The 17417-nt window shown below is 72.3% G+C and carries 18 protein-coding genes and 1 riboswitch; of the genes, 6 read left to right on the top strand and 12 right to left on the bottom strand.

What is annotated here, in order from left to right:
• Positions 1-11: 11 nt before the first annotated feature.
• The 10 genes from ACWCPF_RS31555 to ACWCPF_RS31510 all read right to left on the bottom strand — a co-directional run bounded on the left by ACWCPF_RS31555 (position 12) and on the right by ACWCPF_RS31510 (position 9907).
• On the bottom strand, positions 12-1388 hold the full coding sequence (locus ACWCPF_RS31555) for an NtaA/DmoA family FMN-dependent monooxygenase (RefSeq protein ID WP_451048507.1): 1377 nt from the start codon (positions 1386-1388) through the stop codon (positions 12-14).
• 22 nt (positions 1389-1410) lie between these two features.
• On the bottom strand, positions 1411-2613 hold the full coding sequence (locus ACWCPF_RS31550) for an LLM class flavin-dependent oxidoreductase (RefSeq protein WP_451048506.1): 1203 nt from the start codon (positions 2611-2613) through the stop codon (positions 1411-1413).
• Between the two features lie 70 nt (positions 2614-2683).
• Entirely contained in the window at positions 2684-2815 is a 132-nt protein-coding gene (locus ACWCPF_RS31545) for a putative leader peptide (RefSeq protein WP_451048505.1), read from the bottom strand.
• A gap of 11 nt (positions 2816-2826) precedes the next feature.
• Positions 2827-3573: a GNAT family N-acetyltransferase gene (locus ACWCPF_RS31540; protein ID WP_451048525.1), complete on the bottom strand. Its 747-nt coding sequence runs from the start codon at positions 3571-3573 to the stop codon at positions 2827-2829.
• A 67-nt stretch (positions 3574-3640) separates the two neighbouring features.
• Positions 3641-4663, bottom strand: a complete 1023-nt coding sequence (locus ACWCPF_RS31535; RefSeq protein ID WP_451048504.1) for an ABC transporter substrate-binding protein — start codon at positions 4661-4663, stop codon at positions 3641-3643.
• Between the two features lie 106 nt (positions 4664-4769).
• A complete protein-coding gene (locus ACWCPF_RS31530) occupies positions 4770-5576 on the bottom strand; it encodes an amino acid ABC transporter ATP-binding protein (RefSeq protein ID WP_451048503.1) in 807 nt (268 codons plus the stop codon).
• A complete protein-coding gene (locus tag ACWCPF_RS31525) occupies positions 5573-6553 on the bottom strand; it encodes an amino acid ABC transporter permease (protein WP_351912035.1) in 981 nt (326 codons plus the stop codon). The genes ACWCPF_RS31530 and ACWCPF_RS31525 overlap by 4 nt, the downstream gene beginning before the upstream one ends.
• A 404-nt stretch (positions 6554-6957) precedes the next feature.
• Positions 6958-7077: riboswitch (SAM riboswitch) on the bottom strand.
• A 66-nt stretch (positions 7078-7143) separates the two neighbouring features.
• Positions 7144-8043 carry a glutathione S-transferase C-terminal domain-containing protein gene (locus ACWCPF_RS31520; RefSeq protein ID WP_451048502.1) on the bottom strand — a complete coding sequence of 300 codons (900 nt, stop codon included), beginning with the start codon at positions 8041-8043 and terminating at the stop codon, positions 7144-7146.
• A 536-nt stretch (positions 8044-8579) separates the two neighbouring features.
• On the bottom strand, positions 8580-9401 hold the full coding sequence (locus ACWCPF_RS31515) for an NAD(P)-dependent oxidoreductase (RefSeq protein WP_451048501.1): 822 nt from the start codon (positions 9399-9401) through the stop codon (positions 8580-8582).
• The gene (locus tag ACWCPF_RS31510) at positions 9398-9907 is read right to left on the bottom strand and encodes a DoxX family protein (RefSeq protein WP_451048500.1); all 510 of its coding nucleotides are present in this window, start codon (positions 9905-9907) and stop codon (positions 9398-9400) included. Before ACWCPF_RS31510 ends, ACWCPF_RS31515 begins: the two co-directional genes overlap by 4 nt.
• Positions 9908-10017: 110 nt before the next feature.
• On the opposite strand from ACWCPF_RS31510, the gene ACWCPF_RS31505 reads away from it, so the two are divergent.
• The 3 genes from ACWCPF_RS31505 (at position 10018) to ACWCPF_RS31495 (ending at position 12688) form a co-directional block, all read left to right on the top strand.
• On the top strand, positions 10018-10140 hold the full coding sequence (locus tag ACWCPF_RS31505; protein ID WP_451048499.1) for a hypothetical protein: 123 nt from the start codon (positions 10018-10020) through the stop codon (positions 10138-10140).
• Positions 10141-10251: 111 nt separating this feature from the next.
• A complete protein-coding gene (locus ACWCPF_RS31500; protein WP_451048498.1) occupies positions 10252-11847 on the top strand; it encodes a serine/threonine-protein kinase in 1596 nt (531 codons plus the stop codon).
• Positions 11848-11863: 16 nt separating this feature from the next.
• The gene (locus ACWCPF_RS31495; protein ID WP_451048497.1) at positions 11864-12688 is read left to right on the top strand and encodes a TetR family transcriptional regulator; all 825 of its coding nucleotides are present in this window, start codon (positions 11864-11866) and stop codon (positions 12686-12688) included.
• A gap of 55 nt (positions 12689-12743) precedes the next feature.
• Here ACWCPF_RS31495 and paaZ read toward each other — a convergent pair whose 3' ends face one another.
• Both paaZ and ACWCPF_RS31485 read right to left on the bottom strand, forming a co-directional pair.
• Positions 12744-14297 carry a phenylacetic acid degradation bifunctional protein PaaZ gene (gene paaZ / locus ACWCPF_RS31490; protein ID WP_451048496.1) on the bottom strand — a complete coding sequence of 518 codons (1554 nt, stop codon included), beginning with the start codon at positions 14295-14297 and terminating at the stop codon, positions 12744-12746.
• 64 nt (positions 14298-14361) lie between these two features.
• Positions 14362-15222, bottom strand: a complete 861-nt coding sequence (locus tag ACWCPF_RS31485; RefSeq protein WP_451048495.1) for a VOC family protein — start codon at positions 15220-15222, stop codon at positions 14362-14364.
• Between the two features lie 81 nt (positions 15223-15303).
• On the opposite strand from ACWCPF_RS31485, the gene ACWCPF_RS31480 reads away from it, so the two are divergent.
• Genes ACWCPF_RS31480 through ACWCPF_RS31470 form a run of 3 tightly spaced genes read left to right on the top strand, consistent with a single transcriptional unit; the run spans position 15304 to position 17341 of the window.
• Positions 15304-15897 (top strand): carboxymuconolactone decarboxylase family protein, encoded by a 594-nt coding sequence (locus tag ACWCPF_RS31480; RefSeq protein WP_451048494.1) that lies wholly within the window; start codon positions 15304-15306, stop codon positions 15895-15897.
• Positions 15894-16742 carry a fumarylacetoacetate hydrolase family protein gene (locus ACWCPF_RS31475; RefSeq protein ID WP_451048493.1) on the top strand — a complete coding sequence of 283 codons (849 nt, stop codon included), beginning with the start codon at positions 15894-15896 and terminating at the stop codon, positions 16740-16742. Before ACWCPF_RS31480 ends, ACWCPF_RS31475 begins: the two co-directional genes overlap by 4 nt.
• Positions 16743-16789: 47 nt before the next feature.
• Positions 16790-17341 (top strand): MarR family winged helix-turn-helix transcriptional regulator, encoded by a 552-nt coding sequence (locus ACWCPF_RS31470; protein ID WP_451048492.1) that lies wholly within the window; start codon positions 16790-16792, stop codon positions 17339-17341.
• Positions 17342-17417 lie beyond the last annotated feature (76 nt).

Raw genomic sequence — 17417 nt, 5'->3', positions numbered from 1 at the left:
ACCGGGGAACGTCAGGAGGCCACCCGCGCCGCGCTCTCCGCCTCGTCCGGGTGCGCGAGGCCGAGGTGGTCGCGGAGGGTGGTGCCCTCGTACTCGGTGCGGAAGACGCCCTGTTCCTGGAGGAGCGGGACGACCCTGTCGGCGAAGGCGTCGAGGCCGCTCGGGGTGATGTGCGGGACGAGGATGAAGCCGTCGGCGGCGTCGGCCTGCACATACTCGTTGATGGTCCTGGCGACGGTCGCCGGGGAGCCGACGAAGTTCTGCCGGTTGCCGGTCTGGATGACCAGGTCGCGGATCGACCAGTTGTTGGCCTCCGCGAGCTCCCGCCATTCACGGGCCGTGGCCAGCGGGTCGCGGTACATCCGGACCTGGGCCCGGCCGCGTGCGATGTGGTTCTCGCCGAGATCGGGGTCGATGTCGGGCAGGGGGCCCTCCGGGTCGTAGCCGGACAGGTCCCTGTTCCAGACGAACTCCAGGTGCTTGAGGGCGGTGGCGCCGCTGACCTGCTGGCGGCGCACGTCCTGGGCGATCTCCTCGGCCTCGGCGTCGGTGTCGCCCAGCACGAAGCTCGCGGCGGGCAGGATCAGCAGTTGGTCGGAGCGGCGGTCGTACTTGGCGAGGCGCGACTTGACGTCGGTGTAGAAGGCCTGGCCGGCGTCGAGGGCCGCGTACCGGCTGAAGATCGCGTCGGCGGACGAGGCGGCGAACTCGCGGCCCTCGTCGGAGTCCCCGGCCTGGAAGATCACCGGGCGGCCCTGGGGGCTGCGCGGCACGTTGAACCGGCCCTGGATGTCGAACTGCCGGCCCTCGTGGACGAAGGCCCCGGCCTTGGCGTCCTGGAGGAAGGTGCCCGTGCTCTGGTCGGCGACGATCTCGTCGCCCTGCCAGGAGTCGAAGAGCTCGCCGGTGGTGGCGAGGAACTCCTTGGCGCGGGCGTACCGCTCGTCCTGCGGGAGGAAGCCGCCGCGGCGGAAGTTCTCGCCGGTGAAGGCGTCCCAGGAGGTGACGACGTTCCACGCGGCGCGGCCGGCGGAGAGGTGGTCGAGGCTGGCGAACTGGCGGGCCACCTCGTAGGGCTCGTTGAAGGTGGAGTTGATGGTGCCGGTCAGGCCGAGGCGCTCGGTGACGGCGGCGAGCGCGGCCAGGATCGTGAAGGTGTCGGGGCGGCCGACGACGTCCAAATCGTAGATTTGGCCGCCCTGTTCGCGCAGGCGCAGCCCTTCGGCGAGGAACAGGAAGTCGAACTTGGCGCGTTCGGCGGTGCGCGCGAAGTGGGCGAAGGAGCTGAACTCGATATGGCTGCCGGCCTTCGGGTCGCTCCACACGGTGGTGTTGTTGACGCCGGGGAAGTGCGCGGCGAGGTGGATCTGCTTCTGGGGCTTGCTCATGGTGGTCGGCTCTCCGTCCGGCTCAGACTGCGGCGTAGCGGTTGGCGGGGCGGGACAGACCGAGCAGTCCGCGCAAGGTGTCGGCCTCGTAGGCGCCGCGGAAGGCGCCGCGGCGCTGCAGCTCGGGGACGAGGCCCCGGGTGACGGCCGGCAGGTCGTGGCCGGCGACGGCGGGGCGCAGCCGGAACCCGGTCAGCCCGGACGCCTGGAAGTCCTGGAGCAGGTCGGCGAGTTGGGCGGGCGAGCCGGCGAATATCCGGGCGTCGCTGCGGTACTCCTCACCGGCGAGGGCGTCGAGGCGGTCGCGGCGGGCGGCGGCTTCGGCGGGGTCGTCGTCGAGGAAGACCACCAGGTCCCCGAAGACGTGCAGCGGCTCGGCGGCCCGCCCGGCCCGCTCCTGTTCGGCGCGGATCTCGGCGACGATCGCGCGGGCCTGGGCGGTGTCGTGCGGGGTGACATACCCGACGTCGGCGGCGCGGGCCACCAGCCGGTAGGGGATCGTGTCGTGCGCGAGGGCGGTGACCAGGGGCTGGCCCTGCGGCGGACGCGGGGTGATGGAGGGTCCCTTGACGCTGAAGTGGCGGCCCTCGAAGTCGATGTAGTGGAGTTTGTCGCGGTCGACGAAGCGGCCGGTCGCCACGTCCCGGATCTCCGCGTCGTCCTCCCAGCTGTCCCAGAGGCGGCGCACGACCTCGACGTAGTCGGCGGCCTCGTCGAACAGTTCGGTCACCAGGTCCTGGGTGGCCGGGGAGTCGTAGGCCTCGATCCGGGGGATGGTGCGGCGGCCGAAGTGGGCGGCCTCGGTGGGGCGGGCGGTGACCTGGACGCGCAGGCCGGCGCGGCCGGTGCTCACGTAGTCGAGGGTGGCGATCGCCTTGGAGAGGTGGAACGGCTCGGTGTGCGTGGCCACCACGGTCGGCACCAGGCCTATGTGGTGGGTGAGCGGGGCGACGCGGGAGGCGATGAGGACGGCGTCGAGGCGGCCGCGTACCTGGTCGGTGCGGTCGTCCGGGTCGAGGAAGTGGGAGGACTGGGGGCCGAGGCCGTCCTCGATGGTCACGAAGTCGAGCAGTCCGCGTTCGGCCTCGGCGACCAGGTCGGCCCAGTATCCGGCGGTGAACAGCTCACGGGGTCGGGCGACCGGCTCGCGCCAGGAGGCGGGGTGCCAGCCGGTGCCGTCCAGTGCGACGGCGAGATGCAGGGGGGAGGAGGGGGTCGAGGACACGAGGGTGCCTTCCTGGAGGTCCGTACGAGAGCGCACGCCACCCCTGACAGGGGTGCGGCAGTGGGGAACGTCAGGAGCAACAGAGCGCGCCGGCCACGCGCTGAAGGTCGATGTGGGGCCGGGAGTGGAGGTGCACGGCGTGGCGTATGCAGGTCACGGCCGCACCTCCCTCGTTCCGGGCGCCGGACGGCGCCTCATACATCTCGACATGACTCAGAACGCCCCGGCCTTGCCGGATGTTCCCGGTGTGCGGACCGAGACGATGGTCGAGCGACGGCGCAGCGTGAAGCCCAGCGACTCGTACAGGCGGATCGCGGGGGCGTTGCCGGCGGCGGGGTGCAGGAACGGGGTGTCGCCGCGCGCGCGGGCGCCGTCTCCCACCGCGCGGATCAGCCGGGTGGCGAGGCCCTTGCCCCGGTGGCCGGGGTCGGTGCAGACGGCGCTGATCTCGGTCCAGCCGGGCAGTCGCAGCCTCCCCCAGCAGGCGCCGAGGGCGACGGTCCGCCGGAGGAACGGGCCGGGGCGGGTGCGGGCGACGAGGTCGAGGATCTCCGGCACGTCGTCGGGGCCGAGCGTCACCGCCTCGGGGGCGGGTTCGGTGCGGAACTCCTCGGTGGCGACGAGCTGGACGCCGTCTCCGCCGCCGATGACCTCCCAGCCGTCGGGGACCTGCTGAACGGGCTTGACGCGTACGGCCGTTCCGGGGCCGACCAGGGTGAGCAGGTAGCCCCCGGCCGCGGGATCCGTGGGGTCGGCGAGGGCGGCGAAGTCGTAGACGTCGGCCGGGTAGCGGGCGGCGCGGCCAGCCCGGTCGGCGGTGGGGGTACCGCCCATGCCCTTAAGGCTATGGGGGAGGGCGTGCGGGCCGTCGAGCGCGGCCCATACGGCGTTGTCGAGGGGATGCGGGTGGGCGCCGGCGGTCGGAACTCCGCCTCCGCGGAGGTCGATCGAGGTGGCCACGGAGGCGAAGTCCCTTCCGGTCGTCTCTGACTCGACTTGCATGGGTCACAACAACAGTGACGTGACGTCAGGAGTTGTCCAGCGGCAGTCCGGGCGGGTTGATCTCGGACTTGGCTACGGCCTCGTTGGAGAGGTTGTAGGCGGCCAGCCACTTGGCGTACTGACCGTTGTCGATCAGGTAGTTGATGGCGTCGGCGACCGGCTTGGCGAGTCCGCTGTCCTTCTTGGCGGTGGCGGCGATCAGGCCCTGGAGCGTCTCGCCGGCGCCGGAGAAGGTGCCCGCGTTGCGGGTGGCGTTGGCCTTGCCCGCGGTCTGCGAGACGTTGTAGGCGATGCCGGGGTTGGGGCCGAAGTACGCGTCGATCTTGCCGCTGGCGAGCGCCAGGTAGATGCCGTTGCGGTCCGGGTAGTACTTGACGGTGAGCTTCTTGCCCTCGGACTCCAGCTTCTTCTTCCACTCCAGGAGGATCTTCTCCTGGTTGGTGCCGGAGCCCACGGTGACGGTCAGACCGGCGAGGTTCTCGTAATTGCCGTCGAAGTTCCACGTGTTGGACTTCTTCACCTCCCAGCCGAGGTTGTCCTGGCGGTAGGAGGCGAACTCGTACTTCTTCTTCCGCTCCTCGGTGTCGGTGACGTTCGAGAAGGCGACGTCGACCTTGCCGCTGTCGATGCCGACGAAGAGGTTCTCCCAGGTGAAGTTCTTGGTCTCGGGCTTCAGGCCGAGGACGGCGGCCACCAGACGGCCGAGGTCGGGCTCGGCCCCGGTGAGGGTCTTCTGGTCGTCGCCGATATAGGCCAGCGGGGCGAAGCCGGAGGGCAGGGCGCCGATGCCGATGTTCAGCTTGCCGCTCTTCTTGATCGCGTCGGGCAGTTCGGCGCTGATGGACTTGACCTCGGAGACCTTCAGGGCGGTTTCCTCGGCGGCGCCGTTGGACACCCGGCCGATGGTCACCGTGCCGGCGGAGCTGCCGGTCGTGGTGGCCGCCTCGCTGTCACCACCGCAGGCGGCGAGCCCGGTGGCGAGGGTGGCGACCGCGGTCGCCGCGGTGATGCCGCGAATCAGGCTGCGTCGGGTGAAGTGGGCAGACATGGCCGTCCTTTGTGGCTCAGAGGGTGGTTCGGAAGGTGGTTCGGAGGGTCGTTCGGAGGGTGGTGCGGCGTGGGGGGAAGTCGTGGGGTGCTCGCGAGCGGGGGGGTCAGAGCACCTTGCTGAGGAAGTCCCGCGTCCGCTCGTGCTGCGGTCGGTCGAGTACCTCGCCGGGCGGGCCCTGCTCGACGATCTTGCCTTCGTCGATGAAGACGACCCGGTCGGCGACCTCGCGGGCGAAGCCGACCTCGTGGGTGACGATGACGAGCGTGGTGCCGCTGGTCGCCAGGTCCTTGATGACGGCGAGGACCTCGCCGACCAGCTCGGGGTCGAGGGCGGAGGTGGGCTCGTCGAAGAGGATGACGCCGGGGCGCAGCGCGAGGGCGCGGGCGATGGCGACGCGCTGCTGCTGGCCGCCGGACAGCTGCCGGGGGTAGGCGCCGGCCTTGTCGGCGAGGCCCACCCGGTCCAGGAGTTCGCGGGCCAGTTCCAGGGCGACGGGCTTGGCGAGCCTGCCGGTGGCGACCGGTGCGGCGGCGACGTTGTCCAGCACGGTCAGGTGCGGGAAGAGGTTGAAGTTCTGGAAGACGAAGCCGATGCGGCTGCGCTGGGCCAGGATGGCGCGTTCGCTCAGCTCGCGCAGCCGGTCGCCGTGCCGGCGGACGCCGATCAGCTCGCCGTTGACGCTGACGTAGCCGATCTCGGGCTTCTCCAGGTGGTTGACGACCCGCAGCAGGGTGGACTTGCCGGAGCCGGACGGGCCGAGGATCACGGTGACCTCGCCGGGCCGCACGGTCAGGCTCACCCCGTCCAGGACCCGGTGGGCGCCGTACCACTTGTGCACGTCGTGCACCTCGACGGCGGCGGGGACGACCGCGGCGGTGCCGGCGCTCTTCTGCACGGTCTCGGTGGTCATACGGCGGCCTCCCGGCGGATGCGGGCCCGCAGGTCGGTGAGACCGGTCCGCAGTTTCTGAAGCGGCGTCGGCGGCAGGGAACGCGTGGCGCCCCGGGCGTAGTACCGCTCGACGTAGAACTGGACGACGGAGACGAGGCTGGTCAGGATCAGGTACCAGACGGTGACGACCAGCAGCAGCGGCACGATGTCGCCGGGGTAGGTGGCCCCCATGGTCTGCGCGGTGCCGAACAGGTCGAGCAGCGACACGTAGAAGACCAGCGAGGTGGACTTGACCAGGCCGATCAGCTGGTTGACGTAGTTCGGCGTGATCGACCGCAGGGCCTGCGGGAAGACGATCTTCCAGAACTGGTAGCGCTTGGGCAGGCCGAGCGCGGCGGCCGCCTCGTGCTGGCCCTGGTCGACGGAGAGGATGCCTCCGCGGACCACTTCGGCCGCGTAGGCGGCCTCGTTGAGGCTGAGGCCGACGACGGCGATCACCATGTCGGTGGCCAGCCGGGACTCGTCGAAGCGGAAGAACGCCGGACCGAAGGGAACCCCCACGCTCAGGGTCTGGTACAGGGCGCTGAAGTTGTACAGGAAGAGCAGCACCACGATCAGCGGGATGGAGCGCAGCGCCCAGACGTAGGTCCAGCTGACCGCGCGCAGCACCGGGCTCCTGGAGAGCCGGGCGAGGGCGAGCAGGATGCCGCCGAGGAGGCCCAGCACCGCGCTGTACGCGGCCACTTCCAGGGTGATCAGCAGTCCGTCCAGGATGACCGGCCGCAGGAACCAGTAGCCGAACCGGTCCCACTGGTAGAAGGGGTTGGAGATCAGCCCGTGCGTGAACTGCGCCACCAGGACCAGGACCACGGCGGTGGCGATCCAGCGTCCGGGCTTGCGCAGCGGCTGGACGCGCTGGGCGGTGAGCTTCGCCGGCGGGACGTCGACGGCGGGCGCGGCCTCGGCGAGGGTCACGGCGCCTGGGGGTTCACTCATGAGGGGCTCCGGCGGGAGTCGGACACCCCGGGTCACGGCGGACGTGCGTGGCCGGACGCGCTTCGGCTCGGCGGCGGGGACCGCTGCGGGGGCGCGAACAGGGCATGGCGCACGGATGCGTACAGGAGACCGGGGTGGGGCGGACAACGGCACACCGCTCGGGCGGTGTTCGTCAGGAACGCGGAGGCGGGGCGGCGGGGCTGGGGTGCGAGGGGTTCGTTCAGCCCCGACAGCGGGCGCGGCCCGGTGCGGTACACAGTGCGCTGTTCACACGCAGGAGGTCGACGGCGCGGTTGGCGACGAGGATGTCGAGGTACGGCCGTACGCAGCCCCGGGGGCGGCGGGGCGCCGTCCGAAGAGCTGCGTACATGTCCGTCACCGTCACTGTTCCGGCCCCCGAGGGGCCCTCGCGCTTACCGATACGTCATTACCGAAACGTCGGTCCGGTCGTCACCTGGGGCACCCCACCGCGGAGCGAGGGTTGCCGGTCAGCTAGCCAGGGCTTGTCGCTGACGCTCATGACCGTTCTGGGCCGTAAGTAAGACAGTTGCCCGAACGAATGTCAACGGCGGTCCAGTGGATGGACCGGGTCAGGGCCGTTCGACCTGCGGTCGGACCGCCGAACCGTCCGCCGCGTGGGTCTCCCAGTCCAGGATCTGGACGGCGGCGCCGGCGGCCTCCAGGCCCTGGCAACGGGCGTGGTGGCGGCGGGCGATGGCGTCCAGGTCGAGGTGGGCACTGAAGGCCGGGTGGGCGGCCAGCCGGCGGGCGTAGGCCCACAGGGCGGGATGGTCCGCGATGCGGTGCACGGCCGCCGCGTCCAGGTGGTAGCGGTGCACGGTGTCGAGTTGGACCAGGGCGACCCACAACTCGACGTCGGCCGCGGTGATCTGATCGCTGATCAGATAGGCGTGCACCCCGAGGCCGCGCTCCAGCACGCCGAGCGTGTCGAGCAGCGTGGCGAGGGCGGCGGTGCGCTCGGCCTCCTCGGCGTCGGCGGCTCCGGCGCGCTGGGCCGCCGCTTCGATGCCCTGCGCGCACATCCGCTCGACGGCCTCGATCTGCGACTCGGCGCCGCACGGGTACAGCGTGGCCCGCCCGCCGCCGAACCTGCGGGCGAGGTCGCGGGCGATGTCGGGGCCGTGGCTGCTGACGATGCGCCCGGACCAGTCGTCGCTGAGCACCGGCGCGAGGGCCGGTCCGCGGTAGTTGTGCGCGCTGGCGTCGTACAGCGGGCGCAGCGCGCTGTGGCCGCCGTCGGGACTGTCCGGGACGGCGGGCAGGAAGGTGACCGGGCAGGCCCTCTCCAGGCCGAGGAGGCTGTGGGTGACGGCGATGCGCAGACAGTCGGGGTCGGCCGCGGCCAGGTGGAGGCGGTAGCGGCGCGGCACCGCGTAGTGGCCGCTGCGCGCGTCGCGGCCGATCCGCCCCCGGAAGACGGGTGCGGGCCGGGCGGACGGGTGGACGGCGGCCAGTGGTGTGACGGACATGACTCTCCCCGGGGGCGAGGCGCGCAGCGAGGTGCGCGCGGCGGCGGATGCGACGTCGAACAGGGAGGTGTGGACCTCGTCCGCGCGCGCCGGGTGCGGCCGTGTCCCGAGGGGGGACACCGCCGGTGCGGTTCGGCGCGGGGAGGGGTCCGGCTCAGCCCTGGGAGCTGATCGCGCTGCAGACGCGCTGCAGGTCGATGTGACGGCGGGAGGTGAGAAGGGGCGAGGACCATGCCGTGCGGCTCGCTCGGCCGCTGATCGGCTTCCGTCGCCCCATTGGCTCTACCTTCCCTACCTGTTCACTAGGATTCCCGGTTCGAGTGTCGATCCGCCCCGACCGCCCGTCAAGGGGGCGTCCACCAGGTGAGTACCCGCAGCCTCGGGGGCTCAGCCGGAGGCGGGCAGCAACGTCCGGGTACGGCGTCCCGGCTGCTGGGCGCGCCCAGCGACGGCTGCGAGGCCGACGCGGACACCGCGGGCCGTCCCTTTCCGCCGTTGGACGGTGCCCGCTCACCGTAGAGATTCCGGGATATTCCTCACAGACCCATCGCGCGCAGGGCCGCACGGGCGGCCTCCCGCGTCGGTCCCGGATCTGCTCCCTGCGCGGCCCCCTCGGCGAGTTCCTCGAACAGCCGGACGTCCTTGGCGAGCAGCTTGCCCGCGTGGGCGGAGATGCGGTCGAGGATGCCGCCGGCGTCGACGACCCGCTGCAGCGCGAAGCTCGCGGAACTGCCCTGCGGGAGGAACCGGCCGAGGCCGTCGCGGTCCAGGCCCAGTCGGCCGCCGATCTCCAGCACGTCGGCGGCCAGCCCCAACTGGGCGGTGAACAGCAGGTTGTTGAGGAGTTTGGCGAGCTGTCCGGAGCCGGTGGGGCCGAGGTGGACGACCGGGTCGCCGTAGGTCTCGAACACCGGTCGGCAGGTGTGGAGGACCTCGGCGTCCCCGCCGACCAGGACCAGCAGGGCGCCCCGGTCGGCGGCCGGGCCGCCGCCGCTGACGGGGGCGTCCAGCACCTGGACGCCCTGGGCGCGGGCCCGTTCGGCGAGGCGACGGCAGGTGTCGGGGTGCACGGTGGAGTGCACGGCGACGATCCCGCCCGGGCGGAGCCCGGACAGCACCTGCGCGCCCACCTGCTCGACGTCGGCGTCGTCGACCACGCACAGACACACCAGGTCGCTGGCGGCGGCCAGTTCGGCGACCGAGCCGGCGGTCCTGGCGAGGGTGTCGGCGAAGGGTTCGAGGGTGGCGGGCCGTCTGGCCCACAGGGTGGTCTCGAAGCCCGCGCCGACGATCCGCCGGGCCATCGGCGCGCCCTGGCCGCCCAGTCCGATGAACCCGACGCGCAACGCCTCGCTCATGAGGCTCGTTCCTCTCTCTCGGGACGCCAGAACACGGCCAGCAGACCGGCCGTCGCCGCGACGCCCACCCCGAGCACCACTCCGGCGCCCGCCCAGCCGGTCACGCCGATGTCGGCGGCCTCGTCCAGCGCGTACTCGCCCGGCCCCCACGCCCCGAGCGCCAGCGCGAGGACGCCCAGGACGAGGACGTACTCGTAGCCCTCCTTGAACACGAAGAAGCCGTTGGGGCGGTGGGCGAGCAGGCCCGCCACCAGCATCACGGACAGCACCGCCGCACAGGCCAGGGAGGTGAACAGGCCGGCCACCAGCAGGACGCCCGCGCCGAGTTCGGTGAGGACGCTCAGCCAGGCCTGCAGTCGCGGCCGGGTCAGCCCGAGGCCGCCGAACCAGCCGGCGGTGCCGGTGATGCCGCCGCCGCCCTTCCAGTGGTTCCAGCCGTGCGCCAGCATCACCACACCGAGTACGACGCGTATGAGCAGCAGTGCGGTGTCCGAAGCCTCGTTCATCCCCATGTCCTCTTCTCCGTCGGCAGCGCCTGGACACCCGGCGCACATTCCTCGACGAAGGCCGGGACGTGCAGGTGACAGGCGAGAGCTGTACGGCCGACGCTGGTGTTGTGGCCCGCGCCCGCCTGCTCGTGGCCTACCACCCGTGGGGCTGCCGTGAACATGGCAGCGCGGTCCGCCTGTCCGTCGAGCCCGCCGCCGGGATGGACGACGGGGAGTTGTTCGACGCATAGCGGGAGCAACGGGCGTGAGCAGGGCATCGGCCTCCGTCGATGCCCTGCTCGCTTAGGCTGCTGGCGTCGGCCGACGCAGCTGTCGGCCAGGGGGACGGGGGAAGCAAACCGATGGGCAACGCGACCGAGGCGTTCCAGCCACTGCAGGCGGACGATCCGCTCCAGGTGGCCGGTTACCGTCTGGCGGCCCGGCTGGGCGCGGGAGGCATGGGCCGGGTCTATCTGTCGCACACTCAGGGCGGCCGGCCGGTGGCGATCAAGGTGGTGCGGCCGGAGCTGGCCGACGACCCGGACTTCGTGCGGCGGTTCCGCCGGGAGGTGGAAGCGGCCCGGCGGGTCCGCGGCGCGTACACCGCCGAGCTGATCGACGCCGACGCCGACGGCGTGCCTCCCTGGCTGGCCACGCTCTACGTGCCCGGGCCCTCCCTGGCGGAGGCCGTCCACCGGCACGGCCCGCTGGCGACGCCCGCCGTGCTCTGGCTGATGGCGGGGGTGGCCGAGGCGTTGCAGGCCATCCACGGTGCGGGGATCGTGCACCGGGACCTGAAGCCGTCGAACGTGCTGCTGGCCGCCGACGGGCCGCGGGTGATCGACTTCGGCATCTCGCTGGCCTCCGACCTCACCTCGCACACCGCCACGGGAGCCGCCGTCGGCACACCGCAGTACATGGCGCCCGAGCAGGCGACCGCCGGTGCGGTCACGGCGGCGACCGATGTCTTCGCGCTGGGGCAGACCGCGGCGTTCGCGGCGCTGGGCAAGCCGCTGTACGGAGAGGGCTCCGCGGTCGGCGTGCTGTACCGGATCGTGCACGACGCGCCCGACCTGTCCGTGCTGCCCGCACAGCTGCGGCCGCTGATCGCCCGGTGCCTGGCCGCCGAGCCGCAGGAGCGGGCCACCCCGGCGGAGATCGTCGAGTGGTGCCGGCGGGAGCTGGGCCAGGACTCCGCCGAGGGCCCGGGACCGGCCGTCTGGCAGGAGGTCAGAGGGCCGCAGATGACGGTTCCGGCCCCGGTACCCGACCCCGCGCCGGCGCGCACGCTGCCGTTGCTCACGCCCACGCGGCCGACGCCGACGCCGCCGGACCGGCCGCGCTCGCGCCGAAGACGGGCGGCACTGATCACGGCGGCAGTCGCGTCGGCCCTGCTGCTGGCCGGGGTGACGTGGACGGTCATGCGTGCGGGAGCCGGGTCGGACGACCGCGCCTCGGGCGGGTCGTCGTCGACGACGGGGGCTCGGGCGGGAACGGGGGCGGAGGCGGGGACCGAGACCGACAGCCGGGCCTCGACGTCGGCGCAGCCGTCGTCGGCCGCGCCCAGGACGCCGCAGCCCGAGGCGCACCCCCAGCGGTGGCTGGACGAGAAGAACTCGCTGGACATCGCCGATACGGACGAGCGCGAGGACCGCAAGGGGGACCTCCGGTTCGTCTGCGAGACGGTCGGCTGCGCGCTGGAGACCGGCACCAACGTGATCGGCATGGTGTACAGCGAGAGGCCGGGGGCCACCCTCGACACCTGCCGTCTCGTCCTCACCGGCGCCAAGACACGCAGCCTGCCGCTGGCCGCGGCGGCGGCCGGCAGCGAGATCTGTGTCAAGGACCCCGCCGGAAACATCGCGCTGTTCGTGGTCCAGGTGAAGTCGACCGCACTGTGGGACACCCCCGGGATCAGCTTCCTGTCCGCGGACATGACGCTCTGGCGGGCGACCTAGAAGTACCGTTCTGCTCATGAGTGCCGTCCCCGCAGAACCGGTCGAGACACCCGAGCCCGGCTGGCGGCAGCGCGCCGTCGAGCGATCCACGCGCACCGCGAAGCTCCGTGCCGAGCAACGCGTGCAGCGCTTCCTGGAGGCGGCCCAGGAACTGATCGCGGACAAGGGCACCACCGACTTCACGGTGCAGGAGATCGTGGAGCGCTCCCGGCAGTCGCTGCGCAGCTTCTACCAGCACTTCGACGGCAAGCACGAGCTGCTGCTCGCGCTCTTCGAGGACGCCCTGTCCCGATCGGCCGTCGAGATCCGTGCGAAGGCGGCGGCCGGTCGCGACCCGCTGGACAAGCTCAGGATCGCGGTCGAACTGCTCTTCCACTCCTCCGAGCCCAAGTCCGGCGCCCAGTCCCCGCTGTTCACCGGCTTCGCCATCCAACTGCTCGTCAGCCACCCCGACGAGGTGGCCGGCGCCCATCTGCCGCTGCTCGGCTTCTTCACGGAGCTGGTCGAGGCGGCCGTCGAGGCGGGCCAGGCCGTCTCCCCGAAGCCGCGCCGCACCGCCTCCCTGATCATGCAGACGGCGATGTTCACGGCGCGGGCCCCGTCGGCGCCAGCCGTGGCGCATCCGTCGCCGATCTCCGCGGAGGAGGTGTGGGCGTTCTGCCTGGGCGGGATCACAGGCGGGGCGGCGCGCACCGACGCGACCGCGGCCGCGTCGGGCACCGCGAAGAAGGCTCCCGCCAAGCGGACGTCCACCGCCCGCAAGACCGCCGCCCGGAAGACCACGGCGAAGAGCACCGCCGCCGAGCCGGCCACGGCCGGAACGCCGCGCGCCAAGGCCTGACCACCCGAGCCCCCGTCTCGCCGTGCCCATGCCGGTGCCCGCGTCCCGTGTCGGGCTACGCCCCCAGCGCGGCCAGCGTGCGCCGCGATCCCTGTACGGCCGTCCGCTGCATCAGGTCCAGCACGCCCCGGATCCCGCCCAGCTCCGAGCCGCCGCCGGCCCGTCCGGGCCCGCCGTGTCGCAGTGCGGGCAGCGGTGAGCCGTGGCCCGTGGTCTGGGACAGGTTCACGGAGTCCAGCAGATGCAGCCGCCCGTGCCAGGCCGCCGTCCGCGCGACGAAGGCGGTCGTCCAGGCGACGTCGTCGCCGACCACGGTCGCGGCGAGGCTGCCGCGGCCGCGCGCGAGCAGCTCCGCCGCGTGCCCGGTGTCCCGGTAGGCCAGCACCGTCGCCGCCGGGCCGAACGGCTCGACCTCGTGGGGTGCGGCGGCGTCCGGGTCGGCGGAGAGGAGGAGGGTGTCGAGGAAGGCCCCGCGCTCGGGGTCGGCGTCCACGACGCGCACCTTCTCCGGGTCGCCGTGCACGAAGCGGCCGGACTCGGCGATCCTGCGCACGGCCCGGCGGACGTCGTCGCGCTGTTCGAGGCTGACGACCGCGCCCATCGTGACGCCCTCCGCGCCGGGGTTGCCGACGGTGACCCCGGCCAGCGCGGCGGAGATCGCGTCGAGGGCGGCGGACTCCTGTGCGCCGGGGACGAGGACGCGGCGGATCGCGGTGCACTTCTGACCGGCCTTGACCGTCATCTCGGTCACCACCTCGCGCACGAACGCGTCGAAGAGCGGCGAGCCGGGAGCGACGTCCGGGGCCAGCACGATCGCGTTGACCGAGTCCGCCTCCGCGTTGAAGCGGACCGAACGGGCCACCACGTTCGGGTGGGTGCGTAGGGTCGCGGCGGTGGCCGCGGAGCCGGTGAAGGAGAGGACGTCCTGTTCGCCGAGCAGGCCGAGCGCGGGCCGTGCCGAGCCGACGACGAGTTGCAGCGCCCCGGGCGGCAGGACGCCCGCCTCCGTCACGATCCGGATCAGGCGCTCGGTGAGGTACGAGGTGGGCGTGGCCGCCTTCACCACGCTCGGCATGCCCGCGAGCACGGCCTGCGCGAGCTTCTCCAGGGGCGCCCAGACAGGGAAGTTGAAGGCGTTCACCTGGAGCATCAGCCCCGGGGACGGCGTGAGCAGGTGGACGCCGAGGAAGTCCTCGCCGCGCGCCAGGCGTTCGGCGGGGCCCTCCACCAGGTGCGGCGCGACAGGGAGTTCGGCCCGCGCCCGGGCGGCCTGGTCGCGCAGGACGCGGATGCCGCCGTCGACGTCGTACCGGGCGTCGTTCAGGGTGGCTCCGGCGCGGGCGGAGAGCGCGTACAGCTCCTCGCGGCGGGCGCGGACGGCCGCGGCCACGGCGTCCAGGAGGTCGGCGCGCCCGTGGAAGGTCAGGGCTCGCAGGGCGGGGCCGCCGGCGCGGCGCGCGTGGTCGAACGCCCCGACGAGGTCGAGGCCCGCGGAGGAGACCCGGCAGACCAGGTCCCCGGTGACCGCGTCGCGCACGTCGGCCGCCGCGTCGTCGGTGGCCGTGGGCGTGGGCGTCACCCAGGTGTCCTTCAGGTAGCTCTGGAGCATGGCTGCGGCCCGCTTTCTGCTGCTGCGAGAGACGTCGGGGGAAGAAGGGGGAACGGCGGGCGGGTCAGTCGACCGGGTGGTGGCCCCAGATGTCGGCGGTGTAGACGCGACTGACCCAGGTGCTCTCGTCGACCTGCACGCCGCCCGCGCCGATCTCGATGCCGAAGCCGGCCGGCGAGGTCATGTAGAAGGAGAACATCCCGTCGTTGGCGTGCTTGCCGAGCGTCGCCATGAGTTTCACGTCGTGCTCACGGGTGCGGTCGAGGGCGCGGCCGACCTCCTCCGGGCCGGTCACCTCGCACAGGATGTGGTGGGTTCCCTCGTTCTTGTACGAGCGGATGAAGGCGATGCTGTGGTGGCGCGGGTTGCAGCCGAGGAAGTGGAAGGTCCCCCAGGGGTAGTCGGCGGTGTCGCTGAGCCGGAACCCCAGGACGTCGCAGTAGAAGTCGACCGCCTCCTGCACGCGCGGGGTCTTCATCACCACGTGCCCGAGCCCCTGCTCCCCGGTCACGAAGTCGACGCCGAGCGGTGAGACGAACTGGCTCGGGGCGAGCCGGCGGCCGCAGAACAGTTCGGTGCGGATGCCGAGCGGGCCGGTGAAGTGCACCATCCGGGCCACCTGCCGGTCCCGGCACTCCTCGTCCGTGCCGACGGACACCTCGACGCCGGCCTCCTTCAGGCGCACCGTCATCTCGTCGACGGCGGCAGGGTCGCGGACCTCCCAGCCGATGACCGTCACACCGCCGGCCGGCGCCTCGGTCAGCCACATCCGGAAGGGGTGCTGGTCCATGCGCAGGCGGTGGCGGACCGGATCGCCGGGGGCGCCGGGCTCGACCGCGAGGCCGATCACGTTCCGGGCGTACTCCGCCCACGCTGCCGGATCGGGCGTGCCGATCCCTACGTAACCAAGGCTCTGGATCGTCATGACGAGGACGATATTTGTCAGACCCTTGACGGTCAAGGGTCATACGAATACGTTGCCGTCATCGAGCCGAGGAGGACTCCGATGCCGGAGAAGCCCCGATTGCAGCCCGTCGACGAGCGCGAGCTGCACGAGAAGACCCTGGCGTCGCTGGCGCCGTACCGCGACGGGGACGGCCGGATCTACACGATCTGGGCGACCCTCGCGCACCACGAGGACGCGCTGCGCCGCTTCCTCGTCTTCGGCAACCACGTGCTGGGGAAGAACACCCTGCCGCTGCCGTCCCGGGAGCTGATGATCCTGCGGATCGCGGCCCGGGCGCAGGCCGCCTACGAGTGGGACCAGCATGTGCGGATCGCCCGCCGCGCCGGGCTCGCCGACGACACGATCCTGGCCGCGGCGACCGGCGACCCGGACGGGCTGGACGAGCTCGACCGGGTCCTGCTGGCCGCCACCGACTCGCTCCTGGACCGCCAGGGCGTGGCCGACGGACTGTGGGACCGGATGGCGGCCCTGCTGAGCACCGAGCAGATCATCGACGTCCTCTACACCGTCGGTCAGTACCTCACCATCGCCACCGTCGTCAACACACTCGGCGTGCGGGTGGAGGGCGAGCTCGCGCTGCCCCTGCCCCCGCCCCTGGCCCGGACCAGTGACCGGAAGGAAGAACCCGCATGAAGCTCGCCAACCTCGCCGGCCGCCCCGTCGTCGTCCGCGACGACCGCGCCCTGGACATCGCGGAGGCAAGCAAGGGGGCGATCGAGCCGCGGCTGGAGGTGCTCAGCGATCTCGCCCTCCACGACGAGCTGCGCGCCCTCGCCGAGCGGGCCGCCGACGCGGACTGGAAGCCGTTCCGGGCGGCCGACCTGGGCCGGGTCGCCAAGCCCTACAAGGCGGTCGGGGTCGCCCTGAACTACCGCGCGCACGCCGAGGAGTCCGGCCTTCCGGTCCCGGACGAGCCGTCGGTGTTCGCCAAGTTCGCCTCGTCGGTGATCGGCCCGTACGACGCGATCGTGGTCGAGGCGCGCTACGACAAGGTGGACTTCGAGGCCGAGCTCGTGGTCGTCCTGGGCAAGGCGGGCAAGAACATCCCCGAGGCCGACGCCTGGTCCCATGTGGCCGGGGTCACCGCGGGCCAGGACATCAGCGACCGCAAGGAACAGTGGCGCAAGCCGATCAACCAGTTCACCCTGCCGAAGTCGTACGACACCTTCAGCCCGATCGGCCCGTACCTGGTGACGCTCGACGAGTTCGCCGACCCGGACGACATCGAGGTGGCCGGCTGGGTCGACGACCTGGAGGTGCAGCGCGGCCGTACCTCGGACCTGATCTTCAGCGTGCCCGAGCTGATCGCCTGGCTGTCGCAGCGGGTCACGTTCGAGCCCGGCGACCTGATCTTCACCGGCACCCCGGCCGGCTGCGGCGTCCGCCGCACCCCGCGGCTGTACCTCACCGAGGGTAAGGTCCTGCGGACCGAGGTGACGGGCGTGGGCACTATGGTCAATCCGGTCGTCGGCGGCTGACACCGGCCAGAACAGGCCCTCGGCCGGAGAAGGAAGGGCGGGAGACCGTGACGGACACCGTGCGTGAACCGGAGGCCGCGGAGGGCTCGGGCACCCGGCGGACCCGGGAGTTCTCGGAGCTGCTGCGCCACCACCACCGCGAGCTGGGCACGACCGAGCCCCGGGACCTCGACGCGATCGAGATGGTCACCGACCTCACCCGCCTCGAAGCCCGGCTGACCAAGGACTTCGAGAAGCACGTCCACCGGCCGCTCGGCCTGACCTGGGCGGGCTTCAGGATCCTGAACGCGCTGTGGGTCTACGGGCCGCTCGGCCAGCAGGACATCGGCCGGGTCTCCGGCTCCACCCGGGCCTCCATCTCCAGCGCCCTCGCGACCCTGGAGAGCCGGGGGCTGGTCACCCGCGAACGCGTCGAGAGCGACCGCCGTCAGCTGGTCGTCGAGCTCACCGCGGAGGGCCGCGAGACGCTGCGGCTGGCCATCGAGGCCCAGACGAAACGCGAGCGGGCCTGGACGGGCGTGCTGCGCGACGATCAGCTCAGTGAGCTGGTGCATCTGCTGCGTACGCTGGTCAACCAGGAGACCCCGCCCACGGAGTGAGCGGGCCTTCGGGGGGACCGGCCCACCACCACGGGTGTTTTTTCATCAAGCGTCTGACTGTCAAGCATCGGACTGC

The sequence above is a fragment of the Streptomyces sp. NPDC001858 genome (assembly GCF_053594615.1).
The sequence above is the reverse complement of the archived record's forward strand: the minus strand, read 5'-3'. Positions and strand labels throughout refer to the sequence as shown.